This is a genomic window from Enterobacter sp. ku-bf2 (assembly GCF_001742765.1).
GTDB lineage: Bacteria > Pseudomonadota > Gammaproteobacteria > Enterobacterales > Enterobacteriaceae > Enterobacter > Enterobacter quasiroggenkampii.
This window is the reverse complement of sequence record NZ_MDVW01000001.1, coordinates 739,674-757,217: the sequence shown is the minus strand read 5'-3', so window position 1 is coordinate 757,217 and position 17,544 is coordinate 739,674. Positions and strand designations below refer to the sequence as shown.

The following is a 17,544-nucleotide window of genomic DNA, read 5'->3' as shown; positions in this document are numbered from 1 at the left end:
CGCCTGGTGGATTATACGGTTGACGTCACGTTGTGAACGTGGCGTCGCTCTTTAGGAACAACGTTGATGTAATGCGTAACATACGCAAAATATAACCCGGCATAATTTTCGACGAGTTCGATAAACGCCGGATAGACCGATAGCCGACCATCACCCCGATCTTTCAGATAGCCTGCCTCCTGAGCCGATTTGATAATCCGGTTGACGTGGATACGCGATACAAAAAATTCTTTTGCGAGCGTGCTGGCTGAATAGTCGATAACGGCACCATGGGCAGATTTATTTTTCATAGCCTGCAGGTAAAGATAAAGCATAATCATACGTCCACCATCTTTATCGATAAATAATCCCACTTCAGGCAACACTTTTCTGAACGTTAATCCCCGAAAAAGATATTCTGCCGCGCGGCGGAAGAAATTATTTCTCAAAATGTCATTATCCAGCAGGTTCACGTTAATATTGAATGTCGGATAAAGAATACTGACGGGCAAAAAAGCGCCGGACATATATCGCTTAAGTTCATTCAGGCCTTTTTCGGTTGGCGCGATTCTCGTTTTGCGTCTGTCTTCCGTACAGCGCCAGGTCCTGATGCGCCCGGTGGTTCTGAGTATCGTAATGATCGCAATAACGCTGTTGGGGCTGGCTATCTTATAGCGAGAGCATAACTCTTTAATTTCTGAGACTGACTCGGCCTGATTTCCAAAAATAAAACAACACATGGAGAGGATAATGTTGAACCGTGATTCCTGCAGCATTGTCTTGTAGAACAAAGGTTGTTTTTTGTAGATGGTGTCATTAATTGTGTAGTGCTCTAATATTGCCTCACCGAATCGTGGATTGCTCTTTATGACATCCCTTCGATGTAGCAAGGCCCTGGATGAGATATGATTATCCATAGCATTTTTCTCGTATTTGAATGAGCCGATAGATGAAGTATCCAGTCTTCTTTTTCGGAATTTTCATTATACCCTGAGAATAAAAGATTTGCCGTGGTTATTTGAAAAGAAAAGTATATTTAAACGCGGGTGATTAACGCAAAGATGTTCCGGTGAATTAGGTTGATAACAGTTTCTTAACCCTGGGTGCTACTGTAAAATTATACTTCGCAACAGATGCAATAAATTTTACGCATACTCAAATGGAAATGGCGCTTTGGTGCCCAGGAGCAGGTTATGACCCACAAAATTTCTCTCAGAAATGGGGCGTGCGATGAACATAAGTTTGTCATCTCAGCCTGCGGTTTCACATTCCAGGGATATTGTTCGATCCTTAATAAATACGGAGTCCATGCTACCCGGATCCACTTTAACGGAGATGAGGCATCTCAACAGGATATTGAAAATATCCTTAAAAATCAGGATGCGCATATCGTGGTGTTTCTCGGGAAAGGCGTGGTCAACCTCCTGGAAAGCCTGAAGCGACTGGCATCCATACTCAATGCACTGCCCGTCATTCGGCACGTCACCCTGTATGGTGATATTCCCGATGGCTGGCTGTACCGCACGCTGGGCAGTCTTTTAAATAACCGCTATCAACTATCATTGATTCGCGTAGCCAGCGTTTCTGATGTAATCGCCTGCTTTCATACCCATTACAAAAGTTTTAAGGATCGCTCTCGCGCATTACGCGAACGCTACATGGATATTTCCTCGCAAGAAAATCTCAAGTGGTTAACACGAAGAGAAATTGACGTATTATTAAGTTTCTACCGCGGCATGTCCGTAAAAGAAATGTGCGATAGAATGGGTTTGTCGAATAAAACGGTGTATACCCACCGTAAGGAAGGTGTGCTTAAATTACACTTAATTAAGCGTTGGCTACACGATCCGCATAATTTTAAAGCAGAAATGCCTGCTAAACACCCACGTCAAAAAACGGGGCTCACGGAGAAGGAAACCGACATTTTTAATGCTCTACGAAATCGCGAAATATTTCCGGCATATCAGATCATTACCGATCGGGATAAAAAAGGTGTTGGGTTTGAAATACTGATTCGCTGGAATAAAAACGGTAAAATTGTCAAGCCTGCCAGTTTTTTAACGGATATTACCAATCATGAAATATGGTTGCAAATAACGGCGTTGGTCATCCATGCTGCCGTTTCAGGGATTAATAAGTATAACGGGAAATATTATTTTTCTGTGAATATCCCGCCTCGTCTGGCTTCCGGAAATGCCTTGCCTGATATGGCACGAAAGGCCATCGATATGCTGCTTAAACCGCAGTGGGCGGAAAAGCTGGTCTTTGAGTTTGCAGAGGATATTGACGTGACGAAGGATAAAAGGATCCCTGAAACCATGCGGCATTTACGCAAAACGGGGTGTCGTTTATTTCTGGATGACTGCTTTTCTAACCATCAAACCATGTTCCCGGTGCGCCAGGTTCATTTCGATGGACTCAAACTGGATCGGGACATCGTCGATCACTTTGTGGCAAATGACAATGACTACAATTTGATAAAAGCGATTCAGATTTATAGCGACATGACCGGCACTGACTGTATTGCAGAAGGGGTTGATAGCGAAGAAAAGTTCGAGAAACTCGTCGCGCTGGGCGTTAAAAACTTTCAGGGATATTATCTTTCACGTGCCGTGAAAGAGGATGAGTTAGACCGCATGGTACGGTTATTTAGCTGATGACAAAAATAAAGCCCCGAAGGGCTCTGATTTATTTTCGACCCAGCAACAGGCCGAGAACAATACCGACAGCACCCGCGGCGATGAGGCCGGTGAGGGGATTATTTCTGACCGCTTCTGTGACGTCGGAAACGGCATCGCTAGCCTGAGCGGCGTATTTTTTCGCGGCACCTTTTACCTGATGTTTTGGTGAATCGACGAATTCACCAAACTGCTGCTGCGCTGAACCTGCAAGTTCATCAAATTTATTTTTTGCCTTGTCTTCAGCAAACTGGGTGTTTTTATCAGTACCGATATCAGACATTTTTGCCTCCTTTTGTTGATAGTTAAAGGATAGCCGCTCTTTGCGGATGTGGGAGACGCAAGGCTAAATTCGGCACCTGACAGGGCGGTTTTCGGATATATCTCTATACCGGGAACCCGTTATTTCTCATTGTCATCCTGACCGTAATACAGCTTCCCGATGCGGATCAACGGGCGACCCTGAGACTTACGGTGCAGGTTACTGTCCCTGAGCGAATAAACGCACCCGCAATATTCCTGCTGGTAAAACTGTTCCCGCTTGCTGATCTCAATCATGCGTGAGGAGCCGCCCTGTTTGCGCCAGTTATAGTCCCAGTAAACCATACCCGGATAGCGCGCGGCCGCACGCTGGCCGCAGTCGTTTATTTGCTGCATGTTCTTCCAGCGGGAGATCCCCAGCGAGCTGCTGATGACGCTGAATCCATTTTCTGCCGCATAGAGCGCCGTGCGCTCGAAACGCATATCGAAGCACATGGTGCAGCGGACGCCGCGCTCGGGTTCCCATTCCATGCCTTTCGCGCGCTCAAACCAGTTATCGGTGTCGTAATCGGCATCAACAAACGGCACGCCGTGCTTTTCCGCAAAGCGAATATTTTCCTCCTTACGAATGAGGTATTCCTTTTGCGGATGGATATTGGGGTTATAGAAGAAAATGGTGTACTCAATGCCCGACGCCTGGATAGCCTCCATCACTTCACCCGAGCAGGGTGCGCAGCAGGAGTGCAGCAGCAGTTTGTCAGCGCCGTTGGGCAGGGTGAGTTGAGGGCGGATAAAGGGGGCTGTCGTCATGGCGTTCTGCACTATGTTGATGAAATTTATGGAAGGGTAGCATAAATTCAGAAACTGTTGAGACGGGAGCGATGCAGGAAAGCGCGATCCCGCGGGGCGGGATCTTCTCGGGTAGGCGTGCCGCTATTCGGCAAAGTTCAGCAGCGCTTCACCATCCAGACGATAACGTACCCACTCGGGCTGCGGCAGCGCGCCAATGCTCAGGTAAAAGTCGATGGCGGGCTGGTTCCAGTCCAGCACGCTCCATTCAAGACGACCGCACTGTCGTTTCACTGCCAACTGCGCGATATGTTTCAGCAGTGCTCTGCCTGCACCTTTCCCGCGATACGCCGGAGAAACGTACAGGTCTTCCATATAAATCCCGTTGCGTCCGAGCCAGGTCGAATAGCTGGTGAAGAACACGGCATAGCCGGCGATCTTGCCTTCACACTCCGCGATCAATGCCTCGGTTTTAGTACCTGCGCCAAAGAGCGTTTCCCGGATCTCCTCCGGCGTGGTAACCACTTCTTCCGGGGCTTTTTCATACACCGCCAGCTCGTAAATCATGGCGTAAATGGCCGCCGCATCTTCGGGACGGGCCTGACGAAGGGTGATGCTCATTGTTTTTCCTGCTTTTTAGCGTGTGTCCTGATTGATGGCATTAAGCATACGGCGTATTGTCCGAAGAATTAAGTGCAATGAAATCAACATATGATGAATATTATGCATCCGATACTGAGACGGCTTGATTTAAACCTGCTGCCCGTTTTCGACGCGATATACCGCCACCGTTCCGTTCGGCTAGCCGCTGACGAGCTGGCGATGAGCACATCCGCGCTCAGCCATGCGCTGTCGCGCCTGCGCGCCACCCTGAATGACCCGCTGTTTTTTCGTGAAGGGCATCGCATGTCCCCCAGCGTGTATGCTTCTCAGCTCGCGCCTTCGATTGCTTCCGCACTGTCGTTCCTGAATCATGAGCTGACCCCGCAGCCGGAGTTTGATGCAGCCAGCACTACGGAGAGCCTGCAGATTGCGATAACGGACTTTACCGCGCTTTGCATTTTTCCGGCTCTGATGCACAGGCTGCAGCTTACAGCCCCGGGTTTACGCTTTGAATTGCGCTATCTGCCGCACAGCCCGGCGCTGACGGAACTGCTGGCGGGCGAGGTGGATCTGGCGCTGGGCTTCAGCACGCCGGAGGATATCCGTCATCCGGAACTGGAAGAGATCGGCTGGTTTGAAGATGAGTATGTGGTCATCAGCAACGCAAGCCGGACCCGGCTGACGCTGGAGGATTATCTCGCGGCCCGGCACCTGGTGGTTACGCCGTGGAATGAGAAGCAGGGCGTTCTGGACGTGCGGCTTGAGCAACTGGGCTATACCCGACAAATCGCGATCAAAACGCCGTCGATGCTCAGCGCACCGTTTATCGTAGCGGAAAGTGACCTGCTGATGGCGATCCCCCGCTATGCCGCGGAGAAGCTGATTAAGACAGCGGATCTCCGGATTTTTGCGTTACCGTTTCCGATACGCACGTTTGAAGTGAAAATTTACTCGCATAAACGCAGCGGCCAGCGGGGCGCGACCCGCTGGCTGAAGGAGGAACTGCAGATGATGGCGCAGGCTGTAGGGGACGGTAGGCCGGGTAAGCGCAGTGCCACCCGGCAGAAAGGACGGTCTGTAACGGATCGTCAATTTAACGGCAGGTAGATATCCGTTTGCAGCGCGTGTTCCGGCACCTCGTGAATAAAGTTGAGGTAGTGGAAAAATACCGGGGCATCGCGCAGCGTTTCGCCGCTGGCCGGTAGCCAGTCGCGAAACATCGACCACACCGTGGCGGAAATGGTATCCAGCGAACCGGTGTGGCGCCCGACGGCGTAGCGTCCGCCGTCAATTTCACCACTGGAAACGCCAAATTCATTCTCTGGTATCGGTTCCGGGATACTGCCGCAGATATCGAAACGAAAGGCGTCTGCTGGCGTAGTTGCCGGGTCATCCCAGGCAATGCCAAACGTGCTGCTTTCGTGTACTGGCGATAAGCCCGTGGTTTTACGCCAGGCAATAAACTTCGCCGCGCTGTCATTAACCCGATCCGGACTGCCACGGTGCTGCAGCATTGCCACTTGGGTCTGTGGGAAATCGACAATCTTAATTTCCATCGTTTTTTGCTCCTGAAAGGTCATTTTCGGTACGCGTTGATGCCATTTCAGCCAGTCCGGCTGTTGCCGAAACTGACGGGGGCTTTTTCCAAACGCGTTTCTGAAGGCGCGACTGAACGATTCCGGGCTCTGGAAACCGGCATCGAGCGCAATATCAATCACCTTATCCTGAGGATTAAACGCCAGTCGCCAGGAAGCATGACGCAGGCGTAGCCACTGGATATAGCGATACAGAGGCTGACCGCTAAATGCCAGAAACTGCCGGTGAAAATGATAAGGCGAACAGCAGGCTATCGCGCTGAGCTTCTCCAGCGTGAGTGGCTCATCGAGATGGTGGGCAATATAGTCGCACACCATCGTGAAGCGCTCGAGGTAGGTCGTTGTTTTGATTGCATCGTTCATTGCATCCTCCTGATGACCCACTTTGCCTCATTGAATGGTCATAATCCTGACCGATCTTGCTAATTATGGTGAAGTTATACTGGCCGCATATCGTTGTGCCGCAGCAATCGCCCTCTCGTCAAAAATATACTGTTCGAAATGATGGCTCGCATCGGTGACGCGATATATTTTCCATTTACCGTCTTCATTGCGCAGATACACTTTTAGATGTAGTTTCCGCTCATTACCCACACCCAACTGAACGTTAACAACTTTCCCGGACGCAGAGTTAATCGCATTGCTTACGCTTAGGTCAGGGATCCACGCAGCCGCATAGTCCTGCGTATAGGTAAAATAATCAGAACCGATAATTTCTTGTTCATAGAGAGAGGAAATTTTTTGCAGTCGGGAGAGCGTGTCTTGCGCAATATAGTCACGCATTTTTGGTGAATCGAGATTATCTTCTTTGCTGTCTGTAACGAAAGCAGTGAGGTAAAACGTGTAAAAGTCATGAGTACGTTTTTCCGGCGCATCCATTTGCGTTGAACATCCCGATAGTAACAGGCACATCAAGAGAACGTAACGCATCAGCTTTTCCTGTAAATTTTGTAAGCAGGGCGTAAGGAGCGATATCCCGGGCCACCCCACATATCTCTTTGTCTGAAGTCAGAGTACCAGGTAGTGCCGTCATAAATTGCCATGTGACCCGCAGGATTACCGCCTGCATAAGGCTGAATAACAACCACATCGCCTTCCTGTAATGTTTCACCTTGCCCTAAAACTCGAAAACCTGCCCGTTCAAGGTTACTGCCATAGTCTTTTGCGTTAGGTGCATTGCCAATATCCACGCCACCTGCACGTATTGCCTTACGCGTATATTCTCCACAGCGTTTTTGCGATGAAGTCCCTGCATTTTGGCGTGCATGCAGGGCCGCTGCGTGTTTGTTCCATGCCATGTGTTAACTCCTGTTGTATATGAAATCGTCACTAAACAACGGAAGCTACAATCGGGTTAGGCAAATAATGTCATTAAAAAATTATATATTTCAGAGCATTATCTCTTTTTGAAGTTTTATTCGCTTGGTTGATGATATGCGGTAGATACGCTGATGTTGCAACGGAAACAGAAGGTTTACATCGAGATAAAAGTTAAATACCATACCCCCCTATAGTATCAGGAGGGCGTATGCCGCATTCACCCGAAGATAAAAAACGTATTCTTACCCGCGTCCGTCGCATTCGGGGCCAGGTTGATGCCCTTGAACGTGCGCTGGAGTCGGGCGACCCTTGTCTGGCCATCCTGCAGCAAATTGCCGCCGTGCGCGGGGCTGCCAATGGCCTGATGGGCGAAATGGTTGAAATTCACCTCAAAGATGAGCTGGTTGCGGGGGACACCACGCCGGATCAGCGAGCCGTACGCATGGCGGAAGTCGGCCATTTACTGCGCTCTTATCTAAAATAAATCCACATACCTGACAAAAAAGGGAAGGCATATGAAATCTCGCGCTGCAGTTGCATTTGGCCCCGGCCAGCCGCTCAAAATCGTTGAAATTGACGTGGCACCGCCGAAGAAAGGCGAAGTGCTGATCAAAATCACCCATACCGGCGTGTGCCATACCGATGCGTTTACGCTCTCGGGCGATGACCCGGAAGGCGTCTTCCCGGCAGTGCTCGGTCATGAAGGCGGCGGGATTGTGGTGGAAGTGGGCGAAGGCGTGATCAGCCTGAAGCCGGGCGATCACGTGATCCCGCTGTACACCGCGGAATGCGGCGAATGCAAGTTCTGTAAATCCGGCAAAACTAACCTCTGCCAGGCGGTGCGCGCCACCCAGGGGAAAGGGCTGATGCCGGACGGGACGACCCGTTTCTCTTACAACGGCGAGCCGGTTCATCACTACATGGGCACCAGCACCTTCAGCGAATACACCGTTTGCGCGGAGATCTCGCTGGCGAAGGTGAACCCGCAGGCGCCGCTGGACAAAGTCTGCCTGCTGGGCTGCGGCGTGACCACCGGTATTGGCGCGGTGCATAACACGGCAAAAGTCAAAGAGGGCGATACCGTGGCGGTGTTCGGTCTCGGCGGCATTGGTCTGGCGGTGATTCAGGGCGCGGTGCAGGCGAAGGCCGGGCGTATCATCGCGGTCGACACTAACCCGGAGAAATTCAGGCTGGCGGGTGAAATGGGCGCGACCGATTTCGTGAACCCGAAAGATCACGAGAAGCCGATTCAGGACGTTATCGTTGAGATGACCGACGGCGGCGTGGACTTCAGCTTTGAGTGTATCGGCAACGTGAACGTGATGCGTTCCGCACTGGAGTGCTGCCACAAAGGCTGGGGCGAGAGCATCATCATTGGCGTGGCCGGTGCGGGCCAGGAAATTAAAACCCGTCCATTCCAGTTGGTCACCGGGCGCGTATGGCGCGGTTCCGCGTTTGGCGGCGTGAAGGGGCGTACCCAGCTTCCGGGTATGGTTGAAGATGCCATGGTCGGCAAGATTCAGCTCGATCCGTTCATTACCCATCGCTTACCGCTGGAGCAGATCAACGAGGCGTTTGATCTGATGCACGAAGGAAAATCCATCCGTACCGTTATCCATTTCGGCGACAAGTAACTCTTCTGCCAGCGGTTTTTCGCCGCTGGCGTTTCTTTAATAATCTTCTCTAAAGTGTGACCAGTGCGGCGTTTTTAGCCGTAATCTAAATCTCTGCCGTGCCGATGACTATTTAACAGGCGTGTTTTTACGCATCTTACCTACAAGAGAGTCGACGGTCATGGACAACACTACTTCGATGCTGGCGCAGCGCAAGCTGAGCTTCTTGCATCACATCAGGCTGGTTCCGCTGTTTTCCTCCATTCTCGGTGGCATTATTCTTCTGTTTGCCTTGAGCTCGGGTCTTGCGGGTTATTTCCTGCTGCAGGCCGATAACGATCAGCAGGATGTCACAGCTGAAATTCAGGTGCGTATGGGGCTGTCGAACAGCTCAAACCATCTGCGAACCGCGCGTATCAATCTGATCCACGCCGGTGCGGCAAGCCGTATCGCGGAGATGGACGCCATGAAGCAGAACATCAGCGAGGCGGAAACACGCATTAAGCAGTCCCAGGAGAGCTTTACCGCCTACATGAATCGTGCCGTGCGCACCGCCGAGGGCGCAGCGCTGGACGCGGATCTCAAGGCGCGTTACGACGCCTATATCGCTGGCATGCAGCCGATGGTCAAATTCGCCAAAAACGGCATGTTCGAAGCGATCATCAATCACGAAAACGAAACGGCGCGTCCGCTGGATGACGCTTATAACGCCGTACTGCTGAAGGCGATTAAGATCCGTACCGACCGTGCCAATGCGCTGACGGCGCAGGCGCACAGCCGCACGCAGTTGGGCCTGATGTTTATGGTGGGCGCGTTTGCGCTGGCGCTGGTGCTGACGGCGATGACCTTTGTCGTGCTGCGCCGCACGGTAATCAATCCGCTGCAGCGAGCAGCGAAACGTATCGAGAATATCGCTAAGGGCGACCTGACGATGCCGGACGACGTGGCGGGGCGCAGCGAAATTGGTCGCCTGACGCGCGATCTGCAAACCATGCAGCACTCGCTTGAAAAAACGGTCGGCACCGTGCGTCAGGGGGCGGAGGAGATTTACCGTGGCACCAGCGAAATTTCTGCCGGTAACACCGATCTCTCTTCCCGCACCGAGCAGCAGGCTGCCGCCATCGAGCAAACCGCCGCAAGCATGGAACAGCTGACCGCGACGGTGAAGCAGAACGCCGATAACGCCCATCATGCCAGCAAGCTGGCGGAAGATGCTTCCGGCAAAGCCACCCGCGGCGGCCAGATGGTCTCCGGCGTGGTGAAAACCATGGGCAATATCTCCAGCAGCTCGAAGAAGATCTCTGAAATCACCGCCGTGATTAACAGCATTGCCTTCCAGACCAATATCCTGGCGCTTAACGCGGCGGTAGAAGCGGCCCGTGCGGGTGAACAAGGGCGCGGATTTGCCGTGGTGGCAAGTGAAGTGCGCACCCTGGCAAGCCGCAGTGCGAATGCCGCAAAAGAGATCGAAAGCCTGATCAACGAATCGGTATCGCTGATTGACCAGGGCTCCGGCGAGGTTGTGGCCGCCGGTAACACCATGAATGAGATTGTCGACGCGGTGAAACGCGTTACCGACATCATGCTGGAGATCGCCGCGGCGTCCGATGAGCAGAGCCGCGGTATTGTGCAGGTGAGCCAGGCGATTTCTGAGATGGATAAAGTGACCCAGCAGAACGCCTCGCTGGTGGAAGAAGCCTCCGCGGCGGCGGCGTCTCTGGAAGAACAGGGCGCGCGTCTGACCGAGGCGGTTGGCGCGTTTCGGTTGAATAGCGCAAAGCAGGGCCGCGTGGTGACGGCTGCACCGTTGGCGCAGAACGTACCATTGCGCCCGGCGGCGACGGTTTCCGGGGATAACTGGGAGACGTTCTGAGTGGCGTGTTGCGTCGGGTGGCGGCCTCGCCTTACCCGACCTACGTATAACGGTAGGCCCGGTAAGCGTAGCGCCACCGGGCAAAAAAAAGGGACCTTTCGGTCCCTTTTTCACATCTTATTTCTTATCAGGTAATGCGTACGCGATAACGTAATCACCGCGGTCCGGCGACTGGCGGGCGCCACCGGCGTTAATGATGATGTACTGCTTACCGGTTTTCGGCGACACGTAGGTCATCGGGCCGGATTGGCTGCCAACCGGCAGGCGGTCTTTCCAGATCTCTTTCCCGGTGGCGGTATCAAACGCGCGCAGGTAGAAATCCTGGGTACCGGCAAAGAACAGCAGACCGGACTGGGTAGAGAGCGACGCGCCCAGGGTCGGCATACCGATCGGGATTGGCATGTGCATGCGAATGCCCAGCGGGCCGGTATCTTCCACCGTGCCGACAGGGACCTGCCACACCAGCTTGCCGGTTTTCAGATCAACGGCTGACATGGTGCCAAACGGCGGCTTCTGGCACGGAATACCCAGCGGTGACAGGAAGCGTTCACGCATCGCGCCGAACGGCGTGCCGTCCATTGGAACAATCCCCATCTCGATGCCGCTGGCATTTTTCGCCACGTTCGCGCGCGGCACCATATAGTTCGCCAGACCCAGGCGCATATCGTTGACGAACATCAGGCTGTTGTTCGGGTCAACGGAGACGCTGCCCCAGTTCATCCCGCCGAGTGAGCCAGGGAACTGCAGGGAACGGTCGAGACCAGGCGGGGTAAAGACGCCCTGATGACGCATCTCTTTAAACTGAATGCGGCACAGCAGCAGGTCAACAGGCGTCGCGCCCCACATGTCGGACTCGGTCAGCGTCTGGTTGCCAATCATCGGCATGCCAACGGAGTACGGCTGGGTTGGGGAGTAGCGTTCACCTTCAACGTTACCCGCCGGGACAGGGCGTTCCTCTACCTTCGCCACCGGCTTGCCGGTTTCGCGGTTAAGCATGAAGATCATGCCCTGCTTGCTGGTCTGCACCAGCACCGGCGTGGTGCCGCCTTTACCGTCAGGCAGGTCGTACAGCAGCGGCTGGGAAGGCAGGTCGAAGTCCCAGAGATCGTGGTGGGTGGTCTGGAAATGCCAGCGGACCTGGCCGGTGGCCGCGTCGACGGCGACGATGGAGGAACTGTACTTATCGTCCAGCGCGGTACGCTCGCCCGCCCAGAAGTCTGGCGTGGCGTTGCCGGTTGGCAGGTAGATCAGGTTCAGTTTGGCGTCGTAAGACATCGCAGACCAGACGTTCGGTGTACCGCGGGTGTAGGTCTGGCCTTCCGGCGGCAGGCCGGTCAGGTTCGGATTACCCGGATCCCACGCCCAGGCCAGTTTACCGGTGTGAACGTCGTAGGCGCGCACCACGCCCGGCGGTTCACCGGTAGAGTAGTTATCCGCGACGCGACCGCCAACGACGACAACGTTCCCGGCAACCAGCGGCGTGGAGGTTTGCTGATAATATCCGGGCTTGATCTCGCCCATGCCGACGCTCAGATCCACGATGCCATGGTCGCCAAAGTCGTCGCAGACCTTGCCGTTATCCGCGTTGATGGCAATCAGACGGGCATCGGTGGTGGGCAGGAACAGGCGGCGAGGGCATGCCGCTGGCGATGTTCCGGTCTGTGACGCTGTCACGTTTGCGTGATCTTCAAAGTAGCCCAGACCGCGGCAGCGTTGCCAGTTCGGCGCGGTCGCTTTCGAATCATAACGCCATTTTTCTTTACCGGAATCCACGTCCAGCGCCAGCACTTTACTGTATGGCGTACAGACATACAGCGTGTCGCCAATCTGCAGAGGGGTGTTCTGATCTTCCGCACCCGAGCCGTTGCTCTGCGGAATATCGCCGGTGTGCGCAACCCACGCGACTTTCAGCGAGTTGACGTTTTGCTTGTTAATCTGGTCCAGCGCGGCGAAACGGTCGCCGTGGGTGGTGTTGCCCCAGTGTTCCCAGTTCTTTTGCTGCTCGCCGGGTGCAACGGGTTTCACCGGAACGGGCTCGTTCGCTGCCACGAGGGTTTGCGGCTTAAACATCCAGCCCAGGCTGACCAGCATGGCCACCGCGAGCAGGGCCGCGACGCCAAAAGCGGGGGCTTTGTTCGGCGCAGTGTGGTTTGCTGCGCTCAGGAAGGGCCAGACGATGGCGCAGAGGAACGCCAGCACGGCAAAGGTAAACAGGCGGGAGAAGAGCGGCCAGAAATCCCAGCCTGCATCGCTTACCGCCCAGAACAGCGAGGCAATAAACGCGATGCCGTAAAGCAGGATCCCGCTGGTGCGGTTGAGGAAAATCAGGATCGCGGCAATCACCATCACCACGCCCATTATCAGGAAGTAACTACTTCCGCCCACGGTGGCGAGCTTAAAGCCCAACCCGCCGACCGCCAGACCGATGAGCATCATCAGTCCGGCAAGAAGCCACTGCAGAATACGAGGTATCCCGCGTGGCGCGCTGCCAAATGCCATTTCTGTCTCCTTAGATCCCCCGCCGTGTCGGGTATGTACCAGTTGGGTAATAAATGCGGTGGGATTGATGGTTAATGCCGGTGAATTCGTTTCTGTCAAATAATTAGCGAACCATTTGGTGAATTCTCCGCTATGATAAAACTGTTAAATTGTTTTACGCAATTGTTAATGATTTATTCCGCATTATTTGATTAACGCACAGGACAGCCCCCTCGCCCCTGAGGGGAGAGGGTTAAGGGGAGGGTCGAAAAGGTTTTAAACCGGCATTGATTTGCGGATGGCGCTCAGCAGCGTCTGCGCGCCTGTGGAAAGTGGAGTATCTACCCGGGTCAAAATACCAATAGGTTCACCAGCGCCGGGGGCCGTTACCGGGAGAGCGGTCAGCGTGCCCTGGCGCAAATCATCTTTTACCGCCCCGGAGGGAACGAACCAGACGTAGTCATAGTCGAGCGTGAGCTGGCGTGAAAGCGAGGCCGACAGCGTTTCGATGCACCCTGATGGCAGCGTACACCCCTGCATTTGCAGCAAGGTTTCGGCGGTCTGACGGGGGACGGTCCCTTTCGGACACACCACCACCGGCCACTCCATCACGCGGCTTAACGTCACCGTATCCTGCAGCAGAGGGTGATCGGGACGAACCACCAGCTTCAGGGATTCCAGGAACAGCAGTTCGTAATTGAGACCCCCCATCAGTTCAGGATCGGACATGCGGCCGATACCGATATCCAGCTCGCCCGATTTCAGCCCCGCGAGCAGCATGGTGTTATTCATGGTGGCAACCTGGATCGTGGTATGCCGTTGCTGCTTGTGGAACTGGCCAATCACCGGCGGAAGAATGCCCAGCGCGGCGGTAGGCAGGGCCCCGACGCGGACGACCTCGCTGCTGTGCTCTTCTTTTCGATGCAGGGACTGGCCTGCGGTATTGAGCGCATCCAGCACCTTAACGGCGTGCGTCAGGAACTGTTCGCCGACGATGGTAAGCTGCGCGCCCAGCCGACCGCGGTCAAAAAGACGGGCGCCGGTCAGCTGTTCCAGCTCGTTGAGGGTTTTCGAGAGCGCAGGCTGGCTCAGGTTAAGAGTTTCAGCCGCACGCCCCAGCGTTCCCTGTTGAGCGACGGCCACAAATGTATGCAAATGGCGCAAGCGTATGCGCTGACTGAACAGACCATTTTTTTCCATAGGCGATGTTAAAAACAGAGCGATGCGGGTGACAAGTTAAGTTGTTTAATTTTGATAACCTGATAGCAAAATATTTTTAACATTTGATCTGTTTGAGTTACAACATGTTTTTCGGCAGGGGAATAAGAGCGAACATCCTTGTTCATTTATTGCTCATTGCTGAGGGGAAGGGTTATGCGGTTAGATTACCCCGTCACCGCCGTCAGAACACCACACCTGGCCGGACGTAAATGAACATTCATCCGAGGCCAGCGTGACGTACAGCGGGGCAATCTCGACGGGCTGACCCGGACGTCCCAGCGGCGTATCTCCGCCAAACTCCTTCACTTTTTCCATCGGCTGGCCGCCGCTGGACTGCAGCACCGTCCAGTAGGGACCGGGAGCAACCGCGTTGACGCGAATGCCTTTCGGACCCAGCTGCTTGGCTAAGGATTTGGTAAATACCGCCAGACAGGCTTTCGTCTGGGCGTAGTCCAGCAGCACCGGGCTGGGCTTCACCGCCTGGACGGAGGAGGTATTAATGATCACGGACGAGGCTTTCAGATGGCGCAGAGCCGCCTTCGTGATCCAGAAAGGCGCGTACACGTTAGTTTTAAACGTCGCGTCAAAATCTTCGGTGGTCAGCTCTTCAAGCGATTCACGGAACTGCTGGCGACCGGCGTTGTTGATCAGAATATCCAGCCCGCCCAGCTTCGAGACGGCTTCTTCGACCAGATTCTGGCAGAAGGTTTCGTCCCGGACGTCCCCCGGCAGCGCGACGGCATTCCGCCCTTCGGCTTTGATCAGGTCGATAACCTCAGCGGCGTCTTTTTCCTCTTCAGGCAGGTAGTTAATCGCCACGTCCGCGCCTTCACGGGCATAGGCGATGGCTACAGCGCGACCGATACCCGAGTCACCGCCGGTGATCAGCGCTTTTTTGCCCGCCAGGCGGCCATGCCCTTTATAGCTGGTTTCCCCGTGGTCGGGTACGGGCTGCATTTCGGATGCCAGTCCCGGTGGCGTTTGTGGCTGTTCCGGGAACGGGGGCTGCGGGTAAGCGTTCGTACGTTGTTTAGTATCACTCATAGCTGACTCCTTAAGCCAAGGGGTGAGATTTGATGGATAACTGCAGCGTTAACGCTTCGCTGAATTATTTCTGCAAACGATCAACACGGACGACGGCAGGGGATGATTTTTTATCAAGCGAACCGTTGATACTGATCATCTGGTCGGGTTTTACCGTTCTGCCGTCGAAGACTGCCTGGGGAATAATAACGTCGATTTTTCCGGTTTTATCCTGAAATACAAACTTATCGCCGCTACCATCAATAAGATTACCGCGTAATGAAATGGTCGCACCGTCGTGCAGTTGTTTTGCCTGATCGATGGTCATAATACGCGCATCATCGGTTCCTCGATATCCGCTATCCAGCGCATGGGGTGGCGGCGGAGCTTCACCTTTTTGTAACCCGCCGTTATTATCTGCGAAGGCGGCCGGAACCAGAAATATCATAAAAGCGGAAATAAGCGATAATTTCATCGGATATCCTTCATTTTGGGTGTCTTGACTTATTAAGTATTGTTGCTATTTCTTTATGTGGCAAATGTGATAAGTCCTAAAAACATTCGCGTGAAAAATCAAACTTATCGGATAATAAGCGAAACGGTGACGATGGCCATGAAGCGTGAAAATGAAAAGTTGCCCGGGATAGATGAGAGTTATCGCTTGCTGACGTTTGAATACGCGTTTCGTCAGGTGGGTTTTATTGTTCTGTTGGCTATTATCATCGCAGCCATTGCCGGTCTGTTTTCAAGCGGATGGGTCAGCGATACGGTTAAAACCAATTCCGCTAAATCACTGACCATAAGCTATGAACGGTTTGGCCGCCGGGAGACGGAGACGCGAATGGAGCTGGCGTTCCCGGTGCGAACAGAGGGAAAGTATGTTCTCAGTATGGCCAGCGAGAGCAGCGATGTTTACGAGCCTGGCAGCGTCTGGCCGCAGCCGGACAGCATGTTCAGCCGTGGCAAGACCCTCTATTTTGTCTATAACAACCTGAAAAAGTCAGACCGCTTCGCGGTGTTACTCTTCACCACGCCTTCGAGAGCCGGTAAATGGAACACGGCCGTTCGTGTAAACAACGAGCCGGAGATAACCCTCTGGCAATTTATTTACCCCTAGGAGGCCGATATGGATATGGTCTTTCGTGCGCTGGCGATTTATCTGTTCCTCGTGGTGGTATTTAAAGTGGCCGGGCGGCGTGCGCTGCTGCAGATGACCAGCTTCGATCTCATTCTGCTCCTGATAATTAGTGAAGCTACGCAGCAGGCGCTTCTCGGACAAGATTTTTCCGTCACCGGTGCGATGATTACGATTACCACCCTGGTGGTGGTGGATATTATTTTTGGCCTTATGAAGAAGTATTTTTCCCCGGTGGAGAATATTCTGGACGGCACTCCCGTGATTCTGGTGGAAAACGGCGTACCCCTGGCGGATAAACTCAAAAAGGTCGATGTCTCTTGCGATGATATTCTGGTGTCAGCGCGTCAAAATAATGGTATTACCGAAATAAGCCAAATTAAATATGCCATACTTGAGCGCAATGGACATATTTCAATCATTCCTTTTGAGAAATAAGAGGCGAAAAGATGAGCAATCTTTTTCACGACAACAATTATACCGTGGGTGAACTGACGAAAAAACTGGCGAGCAAACTAACCGATCTCGGGCTTCGCTTAACCACGGCGGAATCCTGCACCGGCGGAAAACTATCGGTAGCACTTTGCGCCGAAGAGAACACGGCCGATTTTTATGATGTTGGCCTGGTCGTATTCAGCGACGAAGCCAAAGCGCGGATCCTCGGCGTTCGTCCTGAGACGCTCGCGCGCTATACCGCCGTCAGTGAGCAGACGGTGACCGAGATGGCCGCCAGCATCCGCGACATCGCCCAGGCGGATATCAGTATCGCCATCAGCGGCTATGCTGGCCCGGAAGGGGGCGACGATGGCACGGCGGCGGGGACGGTCTGCTTTGCGTGGAACATCCAGGGCGAGACGCAAACCCGCACCGTGCTTTTCTCCGGCGACTGTCAGGACGTGGTGGAAAAAGCGGTGCATTTTTCGCTGGCCGAGCTGGTGACAGCATTGTCGGACGGGCATAACGGTTGATTTCGCGT

At 53.7% G+C, this 17,544-nt stretch carries 19 protein-coding genes; 8 read left to right on the top strand and 11 right to left on the bottom strand.

Features of this window, described 5'->3' with window-relative positions; all coding sequences use genetic code 11:
- Nucleotides 1-11 precede the first annotated feature (11 nt).
- Nucleotides 12-896: a hypothetical protein gene (locus BFG58_RS03630; protein ID WP_048223123.1), complete on the bottom strand. Its 885-nt coding sequence runs from the start codon at nucleotides 894-896 to the stop codon at nucleotides 12-14.
- Nucleotides 897-1,172: 276 nt separating this feature from the next.
- Between BFG58_RS03630 and BFG58_RS03625 the strand changes: the two genes are divergently transcribed.
- Nucleotides 1,173-2,636, top strand: a complete 1,464-nt coding sequence (locus BFG58_RS03625) for an EAL domain-containing protein (RefSeq protein WP_069719261.1) — start codon at nucleotides 1,173-1,175, stop codon at nucleotides 2,634-2,636.
- Nucleotides 2,637-2,667: 31 nt separating this feature from the next.
- Here the strand turns inward: BFG58_RS03625 and BFG58_RS03620 are convergent, their stop codons facing one another.
- From BFG58_RS03620 to BFG58_RS03610, 3 genes are all read right to left on the bottom strand, one after another.
- Entirely contained in the window at nucleotides 2,668-2,940 is a 273-nt protein-coding gene (locus BFG58_RS03620; protein WP_045910495.1) for a YqjD family protein, read from the bottom strand.
- Nucleotides 2,941-3,059: 119 nt separating this feature from the next.
- The gene (locus tag BFG58_RS03615) at nucleotides 3,060-3,728 is read right to left on the bottom strand and encodes an epoxyqueuosine reductase QueH (protein ID WP_063621585.1); all 669 of its coding nucleotides are present in this window, start codon (nucleotides 3,726-3,728) and stop codon (nucleotides 3,060-3,062) included.
- A 123-nt stretch (nucleotides 3,729-3,851) separates the two neighbouring features.
- Complete coding sequence (locus BFG58_RS03610) at nucleotides 3,852-4,328, bottom strand: GNAT family N-acetyltransferase (RefSeq protein WP_048223127.1); 477 nt, start codon at nucleotides 4,326-4,328, stop codon at nucleotides 3,852-3,854.
- A gap of 90 nt (nucleotides 4,329-4,418) precedes the next feature.
- On the opposite strand from BFG58_RS03610, the gene BFG58_RS03605 reads away from it, so the two are divergent.
- Complete coding sequence (locus BFG58_RS03605) at nucleotides 4,419-5,417, top strand: LysR family transcriptional regulator (protein ID WP_254665184.1); 999 nt, start codon at nucleotides 4,419-4,421, stop codon at nucleotides 5,415-5,417.
- Here the strand turns inward: BFG58_RS03605 and BFG58_RS03600 are convergent.
- The 3 genes from BFG58_RS03600 to BFG58_RS22975 all read right to left on the bottom strand — a co-directional run bounded on the left by BFG58_RS03600 (nucleotide 5,399) and on the right by BFG58_RS22975 (nucleotide 7,203).
- On the bottom strand, nucleotides 5,399-6,268 hold the full coding sequence (locus BFG58_RS03600; protein WP_069719260.1) for a GyrI-like domain-containing protein: 870 nt from the start codon (nucleotides 6,266-6,268) through the stop codon (nucleotides 5,399-5,401). The two genes, BFG58_RS03605 and BFG58_RS03600, sit on opposite strands and share 19 nt — an antisense overlap.
- Before the next feature lie 63 nt (nucleotides 6,269-6,331).
- On the bottom strand, nucleotides 6,332-6,835 hold the full coding sequence (locus tag BFG58_RS03595) for a YbjP/YqhG family protein (protein ID WP_069719259.1): 504 nt from the start codon (nucleotides 6,833-6,835) through the stop codon (nucleotides 6,332-6,334).
- A complete protein-coding gene (locus tag BFG58_RS22975; protein ID WP_083261453.1) occupies nucleotides 6,835-7,203 on the bottom strand; it encodes an NlpC/P60 family protein in 369 nt (122 codons plus the stop codon). Before BFG58_RS22975 ends, BFG58_RS03595 begins: the two co-directional genes overlap by 1 nt.
- A gap of 230 nt (nucleotides 7,204-7,433) precedes the next feature.
- Here BFG58_RS22975 and BFG58_RS03590 point away from each other — a divergent pair, with 230 nt between their 5' ends.
- The 3 genes from BFG58_RS03590 (at nucleotide 7,434) to BFG58_RS03580 (ending at nucleotide 10,711) form a co-directional block, all read left to right on the top strand.
- Nucleotides 7,434-7,709: a metal/formaldehyde-sensitive transcriptional repressor gene (locus BFG58_RS03590; RefSeq protein ID WP_008502288.1), complete on the top strand. Its 276-nt coding sequence runs from the start codon at nucleotides 7,434-7,436 to the stop codon at nucleotides 7,707-7,709.
- A 31-nt stretch (nucleotides 7,710-7,740) separates the two neighbouring features.
- Complete coding sequence (locus tag BFG58_RS03585; protein ID WP_069719258.1) at nucleotides 7,741-8,859, top strand: S-(hydroxymethyl)glutathione dehydrogenase/class III alcohol dehydrogenase; 1,119 nt, start codon at nucleotides 7,741-7,743, stop codon at nucleotides 8,857-8,859.
- A gap of 160 nt (nucleotides 8,860-9,019) precedes the next feature.
- The gene (locus BFG58_RS03580; protein WP_069719257.1) at nucleotides 9,020-10,711 is read left to right on the top strand and encodes a methyl-accepting chemotaxis protein; all 1,692 of its coding nucleotides are present in this window, start codon (nucleotides 9,020-9,022) and stop codon (nucleotides 10,709-10,711) included.
- Nucleotides 10,712-10,828: 117 nt separating this feature from the next.
- Here the strand turns inward: BFG58_RS03580 and BFG58_RS03575 are convergent, their stop codons facing one another.
- The 4 genes from BFG58_RS03575 to BFG58_RS03560 all read right to left on the bottom strand — a co-directional run bounded on the left by BFG58_RS03575 (nucleotide 10,829) and on the right by BFG58_RS03560 (nucleotide 15,908).
- Nucleotides 10,829-13,210, bottom strand: a complete 2,382-nt coding sequence (locus BFG58_RS03575; protein WP_069719256.1) for a glucose/quinate/shikimate family membrane-bound PQQ-dependent dehydrogenase — start codon at nucleotides 13,208-13,210, stop codon at nucleotides 10,829-10,831.
- 255 nt (nucleotides 13,211-13,465) lie between these two features.
- Nucleotides 13,466-14,389 carry a LysR substrate-binding domain-containing protein gene (locus tag BFG58_RS03570; RefSeq protein ID WP_045910501.1) on the bottom strand — a complete coding sequence of 308 codons (924 nt, stop codon included), beginning with the start codon at nucleotides 14,387-14,389 and terminating at the stop codon, nucleotides 13,466-13,468.
- A 180-nt stretch (nucleotides 14,390-14,569) separates the two neighbouring features.
- Entirely contained in the window at nucleotides 14,570-15,454 is an 885-nt protein-coding gene (locus BFG58_RS03565) for an SDR family oxidoreductase (RefSeq protein ID WP_045910502.1), read from the bottom strand.
- 64 nt (nucleotides 15,455-15,518) lie between these two features.
- Complete coding sequence (locus tag BFG58_RS03560) at nucleotides 15,519-15,908, bottom strand: YdeI family stress tolerance OB fold protein (RefSeq protein ID WP_045910503.1); 390 nt, start codon at nucleotides 15,906-15,908, stop codon at nucleotides 15,519-15,521.
- Between the two features lie 138 nt (nucleotides 15,909-16,046).
- On the opposite strand from BFG58_RS03560, the gene BFG58_RS03555 reads away from it, so the two are divergent.
- From BFG58_RS03555 to BFG58_RS03545, 3 genes are read left to right on the top strand one after another with little or no spacing between them, the layout of a single operon-like run.
- Nucleotides 16,047-16,550 (top strand): hypothetical protein, encoded by a 504-nt coding sequence (locus BFG58_RS03555; protein WP_069719657.1) that lies wholly within the window; start codon nucleotides 16,047-16,049, stop codon nucleotides 16,548-16,550.
- 9 nt (nucleotides 16,551-16,559) lie between these two features.
- Nucleotides 16,560-17,006 (top strand): DUF421 domain-containing protein, encoded by a 447-nt coding sequence (locus BFG58_RS03550; protein ID WP_008502280.1) that lies wholly within the window; start codon nucleotides 16,560-16,562, stop codon nucleotides 17,004-17,006.
- A gap of 11 nt (nucleotides 17,007-17,017) precedes the next feature.
- Nucleotides 17,018-17,536 (top strand): 2-oxo-tetronate isomerase, encoded by a 519-nt coding sequence (locus BFG58_RS03545; RefSeq protein WP_045910504.1) that lies wholly within the window; start codon nucleotides 17,018-17,020, stop codon nucleotides 17,534-17,536.
- Nucleotides 17,537-17,544: the final 8 nt, after the last annotated feature.